Consider the following 16755-nt stretch of genomic DNA (forward strand, 5'->3'; position numbering starts at 1 on the left):
ATTATGGTTAATTATTGATTTATAGCCCTTTTTTCACTAAATATCGATACGGTACTGCATCTACTTCTTTTTCTAACAGTGTATGATCCATAAACATACAAAAGCTGGGGATATCACGGGTGGTGGATGGGTCGTCGGCAATAATTAATAAAGTTTCGCCATTTTCCATTTTACGTACCGCGCTTCTGATCATCATTACAGGCTCCGGACAGCGTAGGCCAATGGCATCTAATTGGTGATCGGGATTCTCAAAACTCATTGCATAACCTTTACTGTTTATTTAGCGCTTAACGATTAGTTTAAGGCTGCTAGTTTAACGACCTCAGCCTGATAAATAAAGTCACTTCACTTGTGCTTATAAAGCGACATAACTTAGCTGCAAAAAATTAATTATAAAAAAGCCGCGTTGATTTAATCAACGCGGCTTTTTATCACCAAGGTATTACTTAATACATTTTATTAATCTTGCACACGTTCAAATACCGTTGCGATGCCTTGGCCTAAACCAATACACATAGTGGCTAAACCATAGCGTGCATTTTTATCTTCCATCAAGTGGATTAACGAGGTGCTAATACGTGAACCAGAACAACCCAAAGGATGACCCAGAGCGATAGCGCCGCCGTTTAAATTCACTTTTTCATCAACTACATCAGCAAGACCTAGGTCTTTTAATACTGGTAGTGATTGTGCTGCGAATGCTTCGTTAAGCTCAGCAACATCGATATCATCAATAGTGATACCGGCTTGTGCTAATGCTTTTTTACTTGCTGGTACTGGGCCGTAACCCATGATTGATGGATCGCAACCTGCAACCGCCATGGCTTTAACACGTGCACGAATTGGTAAGCCTAGAGCTTTGGCTTTTTCTTCGCTCATTACTAACATAGCAGATGCGCCGTCAGAAAGAGCTGAAGACGTACCGGCAGTGACTGAGCCAGATGCAGGGTTAAATACTGGGCGAAGCTGTGATAAGCCTTCTACAGTTGTTTCTGGACGAATTACTTCGTCATCTTCAACTAAAATCAGTGAACCATCTGCGTCATGACCTTCCATTGCGAGGATTTCGCGGCGGAAACGTCCTTCAACCGTTGCTGCATGAGCTCGTTGATGTGAGCGGTATGCAAATTGGTCTTGCTGCTCACGGGTAATACCGTGAATAGTTGCAAGGTACTCTGCGGTTAAGCCCATTGAGCCAGATGCTTGTGCAATTGAAGTTGCTAAGCCTGGGTGAAAGTCGTTACCGTGGGTCATTGGCACATGACCCATGTGCTCAACACCACCAATGATGTAGGTATCACCAGCGCCAGTCATGATTGCGCGAGCAGCATCGTGTAATGCTTGCATTGATGATCCACATAAGCGGTTTACTGTTACCGCTGGCACTGTGTGAGGAATGCCGGCAAGTAATGCGGCATTACGAGCAACGTTAAAACCTTGCTCTAAAGTTTGTTGTACACAACCCCAATAGATATCGTCAATCGATGCTGGATCAACGGCTGGGTTGCGATCAAGTAAGCCCTTCATTAAGTGGGCGCTTAAATCTTCGGCACGCTTATGTTTAAATACACCGTTTTTTGAACGGCCCATTGGCGTGCGGATACAATCTACAATTACTGGAGTATTCATGGTCTTATCCTTCCACCTTATAGAAAATACGGCCTTCTTCAGCCCATTTGCGAGTTTGTTCAGATACTTGGTAAATCGCACCTAGATGAGCGTATTTGTCAGCTGTTGCAACAAAGTTAGCTAGTCCAGTTTGATCTAAGTAACGGAACGCGCCGCCTCTAAATGGAGGGAAACCAATACCATAAATAAGTGCCATATCAGCTTCTTGTGGAGAAGCAACAATGTTTTCTTGTAAACACAGTAGCACTTCGTTGATCATTGGTATCATACAACGGTCGATAATTTCTTGTTTATCAAACTCTTTCGGTGCATCAGTGATTGCACTAAGTAGCTCAACTGCTTGTGGATCTTGAGCTTTTTTCAAGCGACCGCGACGATCCGGAGCATACTGGTAGAAACCCGCCTTGTTCTTTTGACCAAAACGCTTTTCGTTAGCGAATATTGTTACCGGATCTTTTTCGGCACGTGACATGCGCTCAGGGAAACCATCTGCCATCACGCCAGTACAGTGGTAAGCCGTATCAATACCAACAACATCAAGTAAGTATGCAGGACCCATTGGCCAGCCAAATACGTTTTCCATTACTTTATCTACTTTGGCAAAATCAGCGCCTTCAACAACTAATTTACTAAAGCCGGCAAAGTATGGGAATAATACACGGTTTACAAAGAATCCTGGGCAATCGTTAACAACGATAGGTGATTTTCCTAACTTTAAGGCGTAATCAACAACGGCGTTAATAGTTTGCTCTGAGGTTTTCTCACCGCGAATAATTTCTACCAGTGGCATTTTTGGTACTGGGTTAAAGAAGTGCATACCACAGAAATTTTCAGGTTTTTCAAGAGCCGTGGCTAATTCATCAATACGAATAGTTGATGTGTTAGACGTTAGGATAGTGCCTGCAGGCATGTCTTTTTCAAGACCTGCTAAAACGGCTTGTTTAACTTTAGGGTTTTCGACAACTGCTTCAACAATGATATCAGCGCTTTGTAAATCGCTATCATTAAGAGTTGGTTTGATTTTACCTAACGTTGCTACCATTTTGTCCATCGCCATATGGCCGCGTTGAACTTTTTGACCTAATAGCTTAGATGCTTCACCCATACCTAAATCAAGCGCATCCTGTTGGATGTCTTTCATTATAATAGGTGTTCCTTTATAAGCTGACTGATAAGCGATACCGCCACCCATAATGCCAGCACCAAGTACTGCAGCTTGTTTAATTACTACATCACTGGTTTTAGCTTGTTTGCGCGCTTTCCCCTTGATGTATTGATCTGCTAAGAAAATACCCGTTTGGGCTGCGGCTTCTGGAGTGCGTGCTAATTTAGCAAAGTTGGCATTTTCAATCGCCATTGCTTCATCACGAGTACAGTTTGCTGCTGCTTTAATAGTACGAACTGCCATAATAGGAGCAGGATAGTGGCCTTTGGTTTTACCCATAACCATACCTTCAGCCATTGCAAAGCTCATACCTTGCTCAACACGGTTCAATTTAAGTGGTTGTAATTTTACTTGTCGCTTAGCTTGCCAATCTAGTTTTCCAGAGATTGCTAATTCAAGCGTTGAAATTCCTGACTCTATAAGTTTGTCAGTACTAACTACTGCGTCAACAGCACCTACTTTTAAAGCATCAGCTGCGCGGTTTTCGGCACCAGAGGTGATCCAAAGCATCGCATTATCAGCACCAACAATGCGTGGTAAGCGAACTGTGCCGCCAAATCCAGGCATGATGCCAAGTTTTACTTCTGGTAGGCCAATTTTAGCATCAGTGCTAGCAACACGATAATCGGTAGCGAGTACCCACTCACAACCACCACCAAGTGCTAAGCCATTTATAGCGCTTAAAGTTGGGAATGGTAAATCTTCTAGCGCGTCAAAAACATCAGTGGCATCTTTGATCCACGTTACTAATTCAGCTTCTGGTTTAGTAAAGGTAGGTAAAAATTCGAAAATATCGGCGCCAATAATAAAGTGTTCTTTATCACTGGTAAAAATCATGCCTTTGATATCACTGTTTGCGGCTAATTCTTTTAATGCAGAGGCGCAATCTTTCAAGGTTTGCTGAGACAAAGTGTTTACAGAACCTGCAACACAAAATTTGAACTCGGCGATATTATCCTTGATGAAAGCAACTTCAAAGGAATCGCTTTTATATAACATTATTATTCTCCCTAGTTAGTGAACTAAGACTGGTACGATGAGTTTGCATTTCAATCAGTGTGCTTGCTTTAAATTAAAAATGCAACGAAAAATTTACTGTGGTGTCTTACTACTGGTTAAAATATAGCTTGTTTGGTGCTAAGGTGTAGGCGAAGTGTTTGTCTTTTATTTACCTTTGAATATTTAAGGTCATCATGAAAAAACAATTTTTAAGTGTAACGGCAGCAGCATTATTATTTCCTTTATTTTCTGCCTACGCTAATACGGAGCATGAGGCATTTTTAGATGCTGAAAAAAAAGTTAAATATGCTAGTTATCAAGAGTTTAAGGAAGTCGTTGCACAGCTAGACCATCCATTAAAGCCTTATGTAGAGCAACTCTATTGGCAGCGCCATCCTGATATTGAGCATCAATCTGAAATAGAGCGTTATTTAACTATTTATCAAAGTACGCCTTTAGAGTGGCCAGTGCGCAAAGCATGGCTGCAGAATTTGCAAAAGCAAAACCGCAAAGCTGCTTTTATCAATAATTATCGTGAGACTACAAATAGTGAGCTGACTTGCACTTACCTGCAGTATCAGCTTGATTTAGGGGCGCCGGAACAAGCGATAATGAGTCAAGTAACAAATTTATGGACAGTCGGGAAATCACAGCCAGAAGAATGCGATTCACTATTTAATGTTTGGCGTAAAAAAGGTTATATGAGCCAAGAGCAAATATGGCAACGCATTACGTTATCGGCACAAGGTGGCTCGCAAAGCTTACTGCCATACTTAAAAACCTTATTACCGAAAAATGAGCAATACTTGGCTGACTTTTACCGAAAAGTTCGCAGCGATCCCAGTGCAGTAGCAGGAATGTACCGTTATAAGCATAAAACAGTTAAAGAAAGTGAAATTGCACACTATGGAATTAAACGCTTAATTTGGCGAGATAAAACCTTGGCACTTAAGGCGTGGGAAAAGCTAGACAAAATGTTTAACTATTCTGACGAGCAAAAGGCTGATGTTTATTATAGTTTTGCTTTATCGCTGGCATCAAGTGGCCACCCTGAGGCGCGTTTTTGGTTGAGTAAAGTGCCCAAAGATCGCCAAGATCGTAAATTAATGCAATGGCAGTTAGGCAATATGCTAAAAACCCAAGATTGGTCGGGCATTGTGGCGTTTTTTACAGGTAAAGAAAATCTTAGTCTGGGTCAGCAATATTGGTTAGCGTATAGTTTAGAACAACGAGGTGATACACAGCGTGCTAAAGCTATTTGGCAAATAGTCGCAAAAGAGCGTGATTATTATGGCTTTTTGGCTGCTGCGCGGTTGGGTTTACCTATTGAGCTCAATAATCAACCTTTGTTAGTGAGCGACAAATTAATGCATGAGGTCGCTAATGCCCCTGGTTTTAAACGTGCTAAAGCGATGTATGAACTTGAGCGGTTTACTTCGGCTCGTCGCGAATGGAATTATTTAACAAGCACTTCTAGCGATGAAGAAAAGCTCGCGGCTTCAAAACTCGCAGCAGAATTAGATTGGTACGACAGTACTATTTATACTTTAGCGCAAATTAAGGCATGGGATTATGTAGAGTTACGTTTCCCATTTGCTTTTCAAGATTTATTTGAACGTTATAGTAAACGTAATCATATAGATGTTACTTGGAGCATTGCTATTTCGCGCCGTGAAAGCTCTTTTGCACCTGATGCGCGTTCTCATGCTAATGCGCGTGGCTTAATGCAGCTATTACCAAGTACAGCAAAGTATGTCAATAAAAGCACTGTTTCAGGAAACCGTTTAAGTCAACCTAAGACCAATATACGTTTAGGTACAGAGTATTTAGAATACTTAAAAAAGAAAAACCATGGCAACGAAATACTAGCAACTGCCTCGTATAACGCCGGTTACCATAGAATCAAAAAGTGGCTACCAGATGAAGCCATACCTGCTGAATTATGGATTGAGCTTATCCCGTATCGTGAAACTCGGGAGTACGTAAAAAATGTGTTTGCATATCGTCAGGTTTATCACACGCGTTTAGGGCGCGAAGGAAATATATTGGCACCAATATTGGATATGAAGATGGGTGGCTAAGGCACAAGTGCTTTAGCGCATCTGCATTGGGGTTAAACAGGGTCTATGTTAGACTTGAAATAAGTTAAATTTAACAGATGGGTTTTCTATGGATAAATTAGCCGTTTTATATGCCGAACATATTGCAACACTGCAGCAGCGTACTCGTACTATTATTGAACGTGAAGGATTAGAAGGTTTAGTGATCCATTCTGGACAAGCTAAACGTCAGTTTTTAGACGATATGTATTATCCGTTTAAAGTTAACCCGCATTTTAAAGCTTGGTTACCGGTCATCGATAATCCACACTGTTGGATTGTTGTGAATGGCAGTGATAAACCAAAACTGATTTTTTATCGCCCTGTCGATTTTTGGCACAAAGTACCAGATGAGCCACGAGATTTTTGGGCTGATTACTTTGATATCGAGCTATTATTACAGCCTGATCAAGTTGAAAAACTATTACCATACGATAAGGCGAAGTACGCTTATATCGGTGAATACCTAGAAGTAGCTCAAGCGCTAGGCTTTAGCATTATGAACCCAGAGCCGGTGCTCAATTTCTTTAATTACCACCGTGCTTATAAAACTCAATACGAACTTGAATGCTTACGCCAAGCTAATCGTATTGCGGTTGATGGCCACAAAGCTGCGCGTGATACCTTTTTTAACGGTGGCTCTGAATTTGATATTCAGCAAGCGTATTTAATGGCCACTCGCCAAAGCGAAAACGAAATGCCGTATGGCAATATTGTTGCGCTTAACGAAAATTGCGCTATTTTGCACTACACTCATTTTGAGCCTCAAGCCCCAAAGGCACATCATTCGTTCTTAATTGATGCTGGCGCTAACTTTCATGGTTATGCTGCAGATATAACTCGTACTTATGATTTTAAAAAGTCGGGCGAGTTTGCCGAATTAATTGCCGCAATGACGCAACATCAAATTGCATTGGGTAAAGCATTGAAACCAGGCTTGTTATACGGTGAACTGCACTTAGATTGCCATCAACGTATTGCTCAGGTGCTTAGTGATTTTAATATTGTTAAGTTACCAGCTGCTGAGATCGTTGAGCGCGGTATTACGTCGACTTTCTTCCCGCATGGACTTGGTCATCATCTTGGTTTACAAGTACATGATATGGGTGGTTTTATGGCTGATGAAAAGGGTACACATCAAGCCCCACCTGAAGGTCATCCATTCTTGCGTTGCACGCGCTTGATTGAGAAAAACCAAGTATTCACGATTGAACCTGGTTTGTACTTTATCGATTCATTACTTGGCGATTTAGCGCAAACTGACAACAAACAGTTTATTAACTGGGAAAAGGTTGAAGCGTTTAAACCATTTGGTGGTATTCGTATCGAGGACAATATTATTGTTCACGAAGATAGCTTAGAAAATATGACCCGTGATTTAGCATTAGATTAATCATCCGGTGTTAAAAGTTGGGGCCATATGGCCCCATTTTTTGCTTCATTATTTGGGTTTATCAAAGAATGTCAGAATATAAGTACCCAGCAGCAACCGTTTTTCATCAAGAAGAAATAAAAAAAAGCACCTTTATTGTGCATATTGCTCATACGCCAGATTTAGCCTCGGCAAAAGCGTTTATCCGTGAGATTGAAAGTAAATATAGCGATGCTCGTCATAACTGTTGGGCGCATGTTGCAGGTAATCCTGGTGGTAGTCATGTTTATGGTTTCTCTGATGATGGTGAACCAAATGGTACTGCAGGCAAACCTATGCTTAATGTATTAATGGGATCTGGGCTTGGAGAAGTCACCGCGGTAGTTACTCGTTATTTTGGCGGTATAAAGCTGGGTACTGGCGGGTTAGTCAGAGCATATGGCGGCTCGCTAAATAATGCCTTGGCACATTTAACAACTACATTAAAAGTTCCTAGTGTTGAGCTGGTGGGCTGTAGTGATTACAGCGCGCAAGGAGCGATAGAGCAGTTACTAAAAACGCAATTTCAAGTACTTAACATAGAAAAGCAATTTACTGCTAATATAGAATGGGTTATTACTATAGATAGCCGCCAAGCCACACAAGCCATAAAAGATATTTATGATTTGAGCCATGGCGCGGTTGAGTTAAGTATTAAAGAGTAAGACAATAGCATTCACGCACTAATCATTACTTAATAAAAAAGCGATAGCTCAATGCAATTTCGTACCATCATAAAAATTCTCGGCCAACTGGTTGTACTGTTCAGTATCACTATGGTGCCGCCGGCAATTGTATCGCTCATTTATAAAGATGGTGGTGGCGTGCCATTTGTTCTCGCATTTATATTCAGTGTCATTATTGGTTTACTTGCATACTATCCAAATAGACGCGAGCAGGGAGATTTAAAAGCTCGCGAAGGTTTTTTAATTGTGGTGCTATTTTGGTTAGTTCTAGGGGCATTCGCATCTTTACCGCTGATTTTTTTACAAGAACCTAATTTATCATTAGCGGATGCGGTATTCGAAGCGTTTTCAGGGCTAACTACAACCGGTGCTACAGTGTTAACAGGCATTGAATATCTCCCTAAATCGGTATTGTTTTATCGCCAACAACTGCAATGGTTAGGCGGTATGGGGATAATCGTATTAGCGGTTGCAGTGCTACCCATGCTTGGCGTTGGTGGTATGCAGTTGTATCGAGCTGAAACTCCAGGGCCTGTAAAAGATTCCAAAATGACGCCACGTATTGCCGATACCGCAAAACATCTTTGGTATATTTATGTGTCGTTAACTATCGCGTGTACTTTAGCGTACTGGGCTGCCGGAATGAATTGGTTTGATGCTATTTGTCATTCATTTTCTACTGTTGCAATAGGCGGATTCTCTACTTACGATGCTTCTATGGGACATTTTGACAGTCCATTAATCAACTTTATTTGCGTGATATTTCTAATCATCGCTGCCGTTAATTTCACCTTGCATTACGCAGCTGTTTCGAGTCGAAATCTCAGAGTGTATATCCGCGACCCTGAGTTTAAAGTGTTTTTGTTTATTCAACTAGCGCTGGTGATAGTGTGTTTTACGGTACTGTCGTCCAATAACATATATGCAAACGGTGACGAAACGCTCGATCAGGCATTATTTCAAGCGGTATCAATTAGTACTACTGCGGGTTTTGCCACCGATAATTTTTCAGCATGGCCCTTATTCTTGCCTATTTTACTGATATTTTCGAGCTTTATTGGTGGTTGTGCAGGTTCCACTGGCGGCGGTATGAAAGTAGTCCGAGTGTTTTTACTTTATCTGCAAGGAATACGTGAGCTTAATCGGTTAGTGCATCCTCGTGCTATTTACTCTATTAAACTTGGTCGTAAGGCATTACCAGATAAAGTAGTTGAAGCCGTATGGGGATTTTTCTCTGCTTATGCGTTGGTATTTGTCATTATTATGTTAGCGTTAATGGGGACCGGTATGGATAACATAACGGCGTTCTCAGCCACCGCAGCTTGCTTAAATAACCTCGGCCCTGGTTTGGGGGATGTTGCGTCGCATTATGGCGCTATTAGTGATGGCGCTAAATGGCTATTAACCATTGCGATGGTGTTCGGGCGATTAGAGATATTCACCTTATTAGTGTTGTTTACACCGACCTTCTGGCGTGGTTAGTTTGTATAAAAGCGAGCACTTGTACAAGGTTATTTATAGTTGGAAAGGAAATGGCAAAAACAAGACAACAATTAAACTTAGAAAACCTTGCCTACATTAGTGCTGGTAGCATTGTTGATGTCGAAATATTAACACCCACAGCCAGTAAGCGAATTAAAACTGAATTTGTTGGTTTATTGCATGAGCGTTTTGTGATTTTAAATTATCCATCAGCCAAGCGCTTAAGTAACGCGGGTGAATATTTAAAAGATGGTGTTGTGGTGATCGTCAGAGCGGTGCTTGAAACCGGTGGCGGGCAAGTTATAGCATTTCGTCAGCAGGTTATGTCAGTGTCGTCGCACCCGGCACGGCTTATTTATTTAAATTTCCCAACTGAAGTGCAATTATTTAGTTTGCGATCACAAACTCGTATTCCCACATTATTAGCTGCAAAAATAAAGTTTAATGACGAACGCGAGATGCAAGGAGTTATTAAAGATATCTCAGTAACTGGGGTAATGTTTGATGTAAAAAGTAAAGCTGATCTCAGTGAATTAAAGAATACTCAGTGTCATATTATGCTCGATAAAAACAATAAAGGTGTTACTGAGTTTAGCGGACAAATATGCAGTGTTAAAAGCCATGCCACTAGCGCCCAGTTTGGTATTCAACTAACTGCAAGTGAAGACGAGATGAAAACTTTCATGAAAGACCACTTTATTGACCTTTCAGTGCTTGAGCCACTGGTGTAAATTTGTGCATATTCGCTGTTTTGCGACAAAATAGCGGATATACCGTAACCCACCTTAAAGAACTCTAAATTTATTTTTATTGTTATTAATTATCAGTAACATAGGCTTTTTATTTATTTCAGTTGCTAATTTTCAGCTGGTTAATTTCAGCGCCTGTCACTTTTCTTGCCTATAAAAATATAAATACGAACACTGTAAGTACGGATCTGTGTCTTTTCTATTAAACCTAATTGATTGATTTTTATAAACTATATTTCATAGGTGGTTTACGTGTTGCTAAAAAGCAACAAAAAACACCGTAAATAGCCAGTCAAAAGTAAAATTTATTTTTAACAATTTGATTTTAAACGTTTTTTAAAATGTGGCACCGAAGTTGTAATAGTCTAGTTGTACAGAACGAAAATGTGATTAGCACATCGTTCGAAACCATAAACATTGAAGGAATATTTATTATGAACACATTAAATAAAACGTTGGCACTTATTGCTCTAGCATCTTCTTCAGCCGCATTTGCTGCAACAGACTTTGACACATTAGATGTTGATGGTAATGGCGCAATTAGCCAAAGTGAAGCTTCAGTTGATGCTGAGCTTATGAGCCAATTTGCAGAGCTTGATACTGACGGTAACGGCGAACTTTCAAAAGCAGAGTTTTCAAAAGCTTAATGTCGCTTTTTGACAGGGAAAAATGAAAAGGACTTCGTAACACACTATTCATCATCTCAGGTGAAAGGAGATAACCAATGAACATACTAAATAAAGCGATAGTACTTATTGCATTAACCTCTTCATCAGCAGCATTTGCTTTTGAGGCGTTAGACTTTGATACCCTTGATGTTGATGAAAATGGTGTGATCAGTCAAGTTGAAGCCGCAGAAGATGCTGAGCTTTTAAATAGATTTGCAGAGCGTGATACTGACCAAAACGGTGAGTTATCAAAAGAAGAGTTTTCAAAAGCTTAATAATTTAATACTGAGTTTATCCTGAGTTGCCAAAGACAACCTAAGTGGGCAAGGAACCCATGATAAAGGATAACAAGGAAGACTTTACTCGCATTGAAAACCAGTATTGAGACAAATTTTTTGATAGTACATTGAAGGAATATTAATTATGAACACATTAAATAAAACATTAGCACTTATTGCACTGGCATCTTCATCAGCGGCGTTTGCTGCTACCGATTTTGATACGCTAGATGTTGATGGGAATGGAGCTCTGAGCCAGCAAGAAGCATCAATGGGTGGTATTACATCTACAACATTTGCAGAGCTTGATACTGACCAAAACGGTGAGTTATCAAAAGAAGAGTTTTCAAAAGCTTAATAATTTAATACTGAGTTTATCCTGAGTTGCCAAAGACAACCTAAGTGGGCAGGGAACCCATGATAAAGGATAACAAGGAAGACTTTACTCGCATTGAAAACCAGTATTGAGACAAATTTTTTGATAGTACATTGAAGGAATATTAATTATGAACACATTAAATAAAACATTAGCACTTATCGCACTGGCATCTTCATCAGCGGCGTTTGCTGCTACCGATTTTGATACGCTAGATGTTGATGGCAACGGCGCAATCAGCCAAAGTGAAGCATCGGTTGATGCTGAGCTTATGAGTAAATTTGCAGAGCTTGATACAGACGGTAACGGTGAGCTCTCAAAAGCTGAGTTCGCAAAGGCCTAATTATAGCTTCCGCCTACAAGGAATTTTAAAAGGACTTTTACATTGATTACGTTCAAAAGCAGCCAATACCCCCGGGCTGCTTTTTTTATGCCTGTGTGCTTCCTGTGCGGTTAAGTATATTATTTACAACATAAATACATCAGCTTATTATCGTGGTATTAATTTATACATGGAAGTTGCTAATGTTAGAGATTATTAGTTTATATTCAGCACTAAGCGCGAGTATATGGATTGTTGCTGGGGTGTATATCGCTGGTAGGTGTTATCCAAACTATAGTCATGCAAAGCAATTTTGCAGCGAGCTCGGTGCTGCTGGCAGTCCCACGGAAAAACTATCCCCGCTTATTAATAACTATCCTCTTGGGTTACTATTTTGTTTATTTGGTTGGTATGTCGTACAGCTGGAAAATACCGCTATATTAATTATGTTGGTCGGTTGGCTTGTCATGATTCATGGTGTGGGTACCTGGATTGCCGGTTACTTCCCCATGGATGCGGATCCTAATACTAAAAACCCTACTTTGAGTTGCCAAATACATTCTTGGGCTGGCTTGGTAATGCTGCTGTCTTTGCTGATTGCGCCAATTTTTGTTGCTGTAAGTTCATATACCGGTATTTCATTTCGGCTTTTTTCAATTTTGTGTGTGTGTATTACCTGTTACTTTTTAGTTTTGTTGACGCAAGCATTTAAGCAAAAAGGCAGTGTAGGCACTTATCAACGATTAGCTTATGGTGTGCAGTTGTTGTGGTTGAGTGCATTTTCGTTGGTGCTTTAACCGTAAAATAATTTTTAATGGGAGTTTCAATGTCTGAATATGTAGCAAGTGTTGTCTGGTCTCGCCAAGCAGAAGAGTTGTTTATTGATAATAAATATAGCCGAGCTCACCAGTGGCAATTTGATGGTGGGGCAACTATTGCTGCATCTTCCTCACCGCATATCGTGCCACTACCATATTCTATGGCAGAAAGTGTCGACCCCGAAGAGGCATTTATTGCGTCATTGTCGAGCTGTCATATGTTATTTTTCTTATCTATTGCGGCAAAAAATAAGTTTATAGTTGATAGCTATCAAGATGATGCCGTTGGTTTGATGCAGCGCGCTAGTGATGGGCGTATGTCGATGACTCAAGTAACTTTAAAACCATGTGTGAAGTTTGCCGAAAATGAGCAACCTAGTGCAGAGCAATTAGAAGAAATGCATCATCAGGCTCATGAGTTATGTTTTATCGCCAATTCGGTGAAAACACATATTGTGATTGAAATTGTTGGTGCTTAATTAAATTGTAAGAATACCCAGAGCGTTAAAACTGCAATATCGTTGCTATTGTTTCGCACAATGGCAACAAAACACGAATTTTCATAAACTAACTGCGTTTTTATTTTTTACTTACCAAAATAAATTTAATTTCCCCTTACAATTCAGATTGTTAATTTATGAAAAAAATTTAATTTTTATCAGTTAAAGTTGCTGTTCAGTTGCGGTTAGGGTGCTCATCTTTGAAAAAAACACTATTATCAGCATAGTTTATCGAGTTGTGTCATTTTTATAAATATTAACCATTTGATTTATATGGTTTTATAGGTTAGCGCATAAATTTTGTTGCTAAACTGCTACAGAATAGTCCTTCTAAATTCCACGAAAACATCAAAATACAATGTAACTTCATGATTTTTAATGATAATAAATTGTTGGCACCGAAGTTGTAATACTCTAGTTGTCTTGAACGAAACGGTGATTATCACTTAAGTTCACAACCATAAACTTTGAAGGAATATTTATTATGAACACATTAAATAAAACATTAGCACTTATCGCATTAGCTTCTTCATCAGCAGCATTTGCAGGTACTGACTTTGACACCTTAGATGTTGATGGTAGCGGCACGATCAGCCAAAGCGAAGCGGCAGTTGATGCAAAATTAATGAGCCAGTTTGCTGAGTTAGATACTGATGGTAATGGTGAGCTTTCAAAAGCTGAGTTTTCTGAAGCGTAATCGCTTATTTTCATACAAGGATCTTTGCAAAGGACCTGCGCATTTGATTAAGCAAGCACACTAAATTTTGGAAGGAAGATAATTATGAACACACTAAATAAAACCTTAGCACTTATCGCGTTGGCATCATCATCAGCTGCTTTTGCAGCAACTGACTTCGATACTCTTGATGTTGATGGCAATGGTGTAATCAGCCAACAAGAAGCATCTGCTGATGCGACTATTTCAGCTAAGTTTGCTGAGCTTGATACTGACCAAAACGGTGAGTTATCAAAAGAAGAATTTTCAAAAGCGTAATTTCAGTTTCCACAAACAGGGATCTCTGAAAAGGATTTCTTTCTTTTAAATTATTAGGAATAACACTATGAAACATATTAATACAGCACTTGCTATTTTTGCCTTAGCGGCTTCATCAACTGCGTTTGCAGCAGTTAGTTTTGACACATTTGATACTGATGGAGACAGCGTGATTAGCCAAAAAGAAGCCTCTGTGAATGCACAGTTAGTTGAAATTTTTGCTGACTTAGATACAGATCAAAATGGTGAGCTATCGAAAGAAGAGTTTGCCAGAGTACAATAAAACGTACAGCACAGTACCAAAAAAGCAGCTTCATTAAGCTGCTTTTTTGGTTAACTTGAAGGTGGCTTGCTATAAACTGTAGTCAAATTGCAGTGAAAATTTTCGCGGGTTACCATAGCGGTATTGATTATAAAAACCGATTTGGTTGTAATAAATTTTATCAAATAAATTATCAATATTAAGGCTAACAGTCATCTGCTTATTAATTTGATAGCTGGCCATTAAACTGGCTATACCATAGGCTTTTTGTGCAACTTCAACCGTGCCAAATGCAGGGTTTTTTACATCATCGTAGCTGCGACTCTGCCAGCGATAACCACCGCCAATTTTTACGCCCTGTAAGCTATCGCTTAATTGATAACTAGTGAATAACTTAAACTGATCTTTTGGATTGATGGTATTTAAAGTTGTGCCATCTGGCCTTTCACCTTTACTGCGAGTATAGCCAAAGTAAGCATCCCAAGTATCGCTTATCGCGCCATTGAGTTCTAGTTCAAAGCCTTCAGTAATGGTGCCATCAATCGCTTGGTAAATATCTTGGTTAGTTCCTGGAATTGTTGCACCGGTATATTCTCCCCAGTTATCTTGATGGATTTCAAAACCAGACAGTGACATATCTAAACGCTCATTAAATAATGAGGCTTTAATACCCACTTCGTAGTTTTTACCTTGAATTGGTGCTAAGTAATTACCATTTTCGTCCACACGGCTTTGTGGTGTGAATATATCGGTGTAATTGGCATACAGCGCCCAGCTGTCGTTTAAGGCATAAGTGGTACCAAGATAATTGGTCGGTTCATTATTCAACTCGTAATCATGCTTGCTACCAAAACTGTCTTGTGTGGTTTGCCATTGATTTAAACGACTACCCAAAATAATAGATAGCGCATTAGTTACGTTAAACTGTGAAGCAAAATAAAGTGCGCTTTGCTTTGTCGTGCCATACGAGCCATAGGCAGGTGTGGTTTGCCAGTTAGGTTTTGGGTAGTCATAATCTGTTGCAGTAAAGTCGCCAATGACAGTCGGTGGCTGTTGGTTTGCAAAATAAGGCGTTGAAAAATCTTGATCTTGGTTGTTGTAACCAAAAAGCAATTGGTGGTTTTGCCCAAACCAGTTAAACCTACCTGCTAGCTCTATTTCATAGGTTCGTTGTATTCTTTTCGCATCAATATAATTTACTGAACCGGGCATCATGCCTATATTCGTTTGTGAGTCAGGGTTACCTGTCGCCCAAAAAACATCGTAATGTAGGTCATTATTACCATATATATAGCTCGCACTTAGCTGCCAATTAGCATTGAAGTAATGCTCAATACTCATAAAGCTATTCAATGCTTTAGTTTTTGAAGATGACCAATTTGGCGCTGTTGAAGTTTCTCGGTCATAGTTAGTACGGCTGCCATCGCTATAAAAAATAGGTAGTCCACCCGACATCGTGCCTTTTGGGTCTGTGGTTTGCGTATCAACAGCAAAAGTTAACAGGGTACTATCAGTTAGGTCAGCTTCAACAATACCGTATAACGTGGTTTTTTCTTGGCTGAACCTGTCTTGATATGATTGCTGATCTTGATAGGCGAGTACGGCACGCGCACGCACGGTTTCACTGCTATTTAAACTACCCGATGCATCAACCACACCTCGATAGTTTTGCCAAGAACCAACCGTTGCAGAAATATTTACTTGGTTATGCACAGTAGGGCGCTTACGTATTAAGTTAATTGCTGCTGATGGATTACCTGCACCGAGCATTAACCCTGTGGCACCCCGGACGACTTCAATGCGTTCAAAAATTGCTGTGTCTGTTAAATTATCGCCGTAATTAAAGCGGGTATCGTAGGTTGTTGCTATGCCATCATATAAAATACTGGTAACACTGATACCGCGCGCTGAAATTGAATATTTACCATTATCGGCCTCTCTTGCATTGATGCCGGTTACGCTGGTGATGGCTTCAATAGCACTATTTAATTGTTGATCGGCCATAAATTCACTGGTGATAGCGATAGCTGATTGCGGAGTTTGCAAGTGGCTGAGATCAAGCCCTGTTGCTGAGTTCATTGCACTTACTTTGTAGCCGCTATCTTGCTGGCCCACGATGGTTAGTTTTTCAATGTCGTTTTTAGCTTCGGCATTTGCATTCGTTGACAGTCCACACACAAGAATACCAATAACACTGCAATATGTAACACAAAGAGGGGTGTTTAAAGTTGGGTGTATCATTTGAAGAAATCCATTTATATTAAAAAATGTGAAATTAACTTCTCACAGAAAGAGAAAACGCTTGATTATCAAACAG

18 protein-coding genes are annotated in these 16755 nt (G+C 40.0%); 14 read left to right on the forward strand and 4 right to left on the reverse strand.

Going from position 1 to position 16755, the window contains the following annotated elements; all coding sequences use genetic code 11:
• Positions 1–19 precede the first annotated feature (19 nt).
• From tusA to fadB, 3 genes are all read right to left on the reverse strand, one after another.
• Positions 20–259, reverse strand: a complete 240-nt coding sequence (gene tusA, locus PSR9079_RS21340) for a sulfurtransferase TusA (protein WP_149983176.1) — start codon at positions 257–259, stop codon at positions 20–22.
• A 200-nt stretch (positions 260–459) separates the two neighbouring features.
• On the reverse strand, positions 460–1629 hold the full coding sequence (gene fadA, locus PSR9079_RS21345) for an acetyl-CoA C-acyltransferase FadA (protein WP_149983177.1): 1170 nt from the start codon (positions 1627–1629) through the stop codon (positions 460–462).
• A 4-nt stretch (positions 1630–1633) separates the two neighbouring features.
• Complete coding sequence (fadB, locus tag PSR9079_RS21350; protein WP_145241736.1) at positions 1634–3793, reverse strand: fatty acid oxidation complex subunit alpha FadB; 2160 nt, start codon at positions 3791–3793, stop codon at positions 1634–1636.
• A gap of 194 nt (positions 3794–3987) precedes the next feature.
• On the opposite strand from fadB, the gene PSR9079_RS21355 reads away from it, so the two are divergent.
• The 14 genes from PSR9079_RS21355 (at position 3988) to PSR9079_RS21420 (ending at position 14459) form a co-directional block, all read left to right on the forward strand.
• A complete protein-coding gene (locus PSR9079_RS21355) occupies positions 3988–5874 on the forward strand; it encodes a transglycosylase SLT domain-containing protein (RefSeq protein ID WP_149983178.1) in 1887 nt (628 codons plus the stop codon).
• An 88-nt stretch (positions 5875–5962) separates the two neighbouring features.
• On the forward strand, positions 5963–7285 hold the full coding sequence (pepQ, locus tag PSR9079_RS21360; protein ID WP_149983179.1) for a Xaa-Pro dipeptidase: 1323 nt from the start codon (positions 5963–5965) through the stop codon (positions 7283–7285).
• 68 nt (positions 7286–7353) lie between these two features.
• Positions 7354–7968: a YigZ family protein gene (locus PSR9079_RS21365; protein WP_149983180.1), complete on the forward strand. Its 615-nt coding sequence runs from the start codon at positions 7354–7356 to the stop codon at positions 7966–7968.
• Between the two features lie 51 nt (positions 7969–8019).
• Positions 8020–9471, forward strand: coding sequence for a TrkH family potassium uptake protein (locus PSR9079_RS21370; RefSeq protein ID WP_145241744.1), 1452 nt, complete (start codon positions 8020–8022; stop codon positions 9469–9471).
• Between the two features lie 50 nt (positions 9472–9521).
• A complete protein-coding gene (locus PSR9079_RS21375) occupies positions 9522–10202 on the forward strand; it encodes a flagellar brake domain-containing protein (protein ID WP_149983181.1) in 681 nt (226 codons plus the stop codon).
• Positions 10203–10654: 452 nt separating this feature from the next.
• Positions 10655–10867, forward strand: coding sequence for an EF-hand domain-containing protein (locus tag PSR9079_RS21380; protein WP_145241748.1), 213 nt, complete (start codon positions 10655–10657; stop codon positions 10865–10867).
• 77 nt (positions 10868–10944) lie between these two features.
• Positions 10945–11163: an EF-hand domain-containing protein gene (locus PSR9079_RS21385; RefSeq protein ID WP_145241750.1), complete on the forward strand. Its 219-nt coding sequence runs from the start codon at positions 10945–10947 to the stop codon at positions 11161–11163.
• Between the two features lie 148 nt (positions 11164–11311).
• Positions 11312–11524 (forward strand): EF-hand domain-containing protein, encoded by a 213-nt coding sequence (locus tag PSR9079_RS21390; protein ID WP_145241752.1) that lies wholly within the window; start codon positions 11312–11314, stop codon positions 11522–11524.
• A gap of 148 nt (positions 11525–11672) precedes the next feature.
• Entirely contained in the window at positions 11673–11885 is a 213-nt protein-coding gene (locus tag PSR9079_RS21395; RefSeq protein WP_145241754.1) for an EF-hand domain-containing protein, read from the forward strand.
• 182 nt (positions 11886–12067) lie between these two features.
• A complete protein-coding gene (locus tag PSR9079_RS21400) occupies positions 12068–12661 on the forward strand; it encodes a DUF998 domain-containing protein (RefSeq protein WP_149983182.1) in 594 nt (197 codons plus the stop codon).
• A 29-nt stretch (positions 12662–12690) separates the two neighbouring features.
• Entirely contained in the window at positions 12691–13161 is a 471-nt protein-coding gene (locus PSR9079_RS21405; protein ID WP_145241756.1) for an OsmC family protein, read from the forward strand.
• Between the two features lie 505 nt (positions 13162–13666).
• Positions 13667–13879: an EF-hand domain-containing protein gene (locus tag PSR9079_RS21410; RefSeq protein WP_145241758.1), complete on the forward strand. Its 213-nt coding sequence runs from the start codon at positions 13667–13669 to the stop codon at positions 13877–13879.
• A gap of 84 nt (positions 13880–13963) precedes the next feature.
• Positions 13964–14176, forward strand: coding sequence for an EF-hand domain-containing protein (locus PSR9079_RS21415; RefSeq protein ID WP_145241760.1), 213 nt, complete (start codon positions 13964–13966; stop codon positions 14174–14176).
• A 67-nt stretch (positions 14177–14243) separates the two neighbouring features.
• Positions 14244–14459 (forward strand): EF-hand domain-containing protein, encoded by a 216-nt coding sequence (locus PSR9079_RS21420; RefSeq protein ID WP_149983183.1) that lies wholly within the window; start codon positions 14244–14246, stop codon positions 14457–14459.
• A 69-nt stretch (positions 14460–14528) separates the two neighbouring features.
• Here the strand turns inward: PSR9079_RS21420 and PSR9079_RS21425 are convergent, their stop codons facing one another.
• Positions 14529–16679 carry a TonB-dependent siderophore receptor gene (locus PSR9079_RS21425; protein WP_246175631.1) on the reverse strand — a complete coding sequence of 717 codons (2151 nt, stop codon included), beginning with the start codon at positions 16677–16679 and terminating at the stop codon, positions 14529–14531.
• Positions 16680–16755 lie beyond the last annotated feature (76 nt).

The sequence above is a fragment of the Pseudoalteromonas rhizosphaerae genome (assembly GCF_902498845.1).
GTDB lineage: Bacteria > Pseudomonadota > Gammaproteobacteria > Enterobacterales > Alteromonadaceae > Pseudoalteromonas > Pseudoalteromonas rhizosphaerae.

Coding starts and splice junctions, on each gene's coding strand:
- PSR9079_RS21365 (WP_149983180.1), top strand. CDS start 7,354: ATGTCAGAATATAAGTACCCAGCAGCAACCGTTTTTCATCAAGAAGAA.
- PSR9079_RS21380 (WP_145241748.1), top strand. CDS start 10,655: ATGAACACATTAAATAAAACGTTGGCACTTATTGCTCTAGCATCTTCT.
- pepQ (WP_149983179.1), top strand. CDS start 5,963: ATGGATAAATTAGCCGTTTTATATGCCGAACATATTGCAACACTGCAG.
- PSR9079_RS21400 (WP_149983182.1), top strand. CDS start 12,068: ATGTTAGAGATTATTAGTTTATATTCAGCACTAAGCGCGAGTATATGG.
- PSR9079_RS21390 (WP_145241752.1), top strand. CDS start 11,312: ATGAACACATTAAATAAAACATTAGCACTTATTGCACTGGCATCTTCA.
- PSR9079_RS21355 (WP_149983178.1), top strand. CDS start 3,988: ATGAAAAAACAATTTTTAAGTGTAACGGCAGCAGCATTATTATTTCCT.
- PSR9079_RS21370 (WP_145241744.1), top strand. CDS start 8,020: ATGCAATTTCGTACCATCATAAAAATTCTCGGCCAACTGGTTGTACTG.
- PSR9079_RS21385 (WP_145241750.1), top strand. CDS start 10,945: ATGAACATACTAAATAAAGCGATAGTACTTATTGCATTAACCTCTTCA.
- fadB (WP_145241736.1), bottom strand. CDS start 3,793: ATGTTATATAAAAGCGATTCCTTTGAAGTTGCTTTCATCAAGGATAAT.
- PSR9079_RS21410 (WP_145241758.1), top strand. CDS start 13,667: ATGAACACATTAAATAAAACATTAGCACTTATCGCATTAGCTTCTTCA.
- PSR9079_RS21395 (WP_145241754.1), top strand. CDS start 11,673: ATGAACACATTAAATAAAACATTAGCACTTATCGCACTGGCATCTTCA.
- PSR9079_RS21425 (WP_246175631.1), bottom strand. CDS start 16,679: ATGATACACCCAACTTTAAACACCCCTCTTTGTGTTACATATTGCAGT.
- PSR9079_RS21420 (WP_149983183.1), top strand. CDS start 14,244: ATGAAACATATTAATACAGCACTTGCTATTTTTGCCTTAGCGGCTTCA.
- PSR9079_RS21405 (WP_145241756.1), top strand. CDS start 12,691: ATGTCTGAATATGTAGCAAGTGTTGTCTGGTCTCGCCAAGCAGAAGAG.
- tusA (WP_149983176.1), bottom strand. CDS start 259: ATGAGTTTTGAGAATCCCGATCACCAATTAGATGCCATTGGCCTACGC.
- fadA (WP_149983177.1), bottom strand. CDS start 1,629: ATGAATACTCCAGTAATTGTAGATTGTATCCGCACGCCAATGGGCCGT.
- PSR9079_RS21415 (WP_145241760.1), top strand. CDS start 13,964: ATGAACACACTAAATAAAACCTTAGCACTTATCGCGTTGGCATCATCA.
- PSR9079_RS21375 (WP_149983181.1), top strand. CDS start 9,522: ATGGCAAAAACAAGACAACAATTAAACTTAGAAAACCTTGCCTACATT.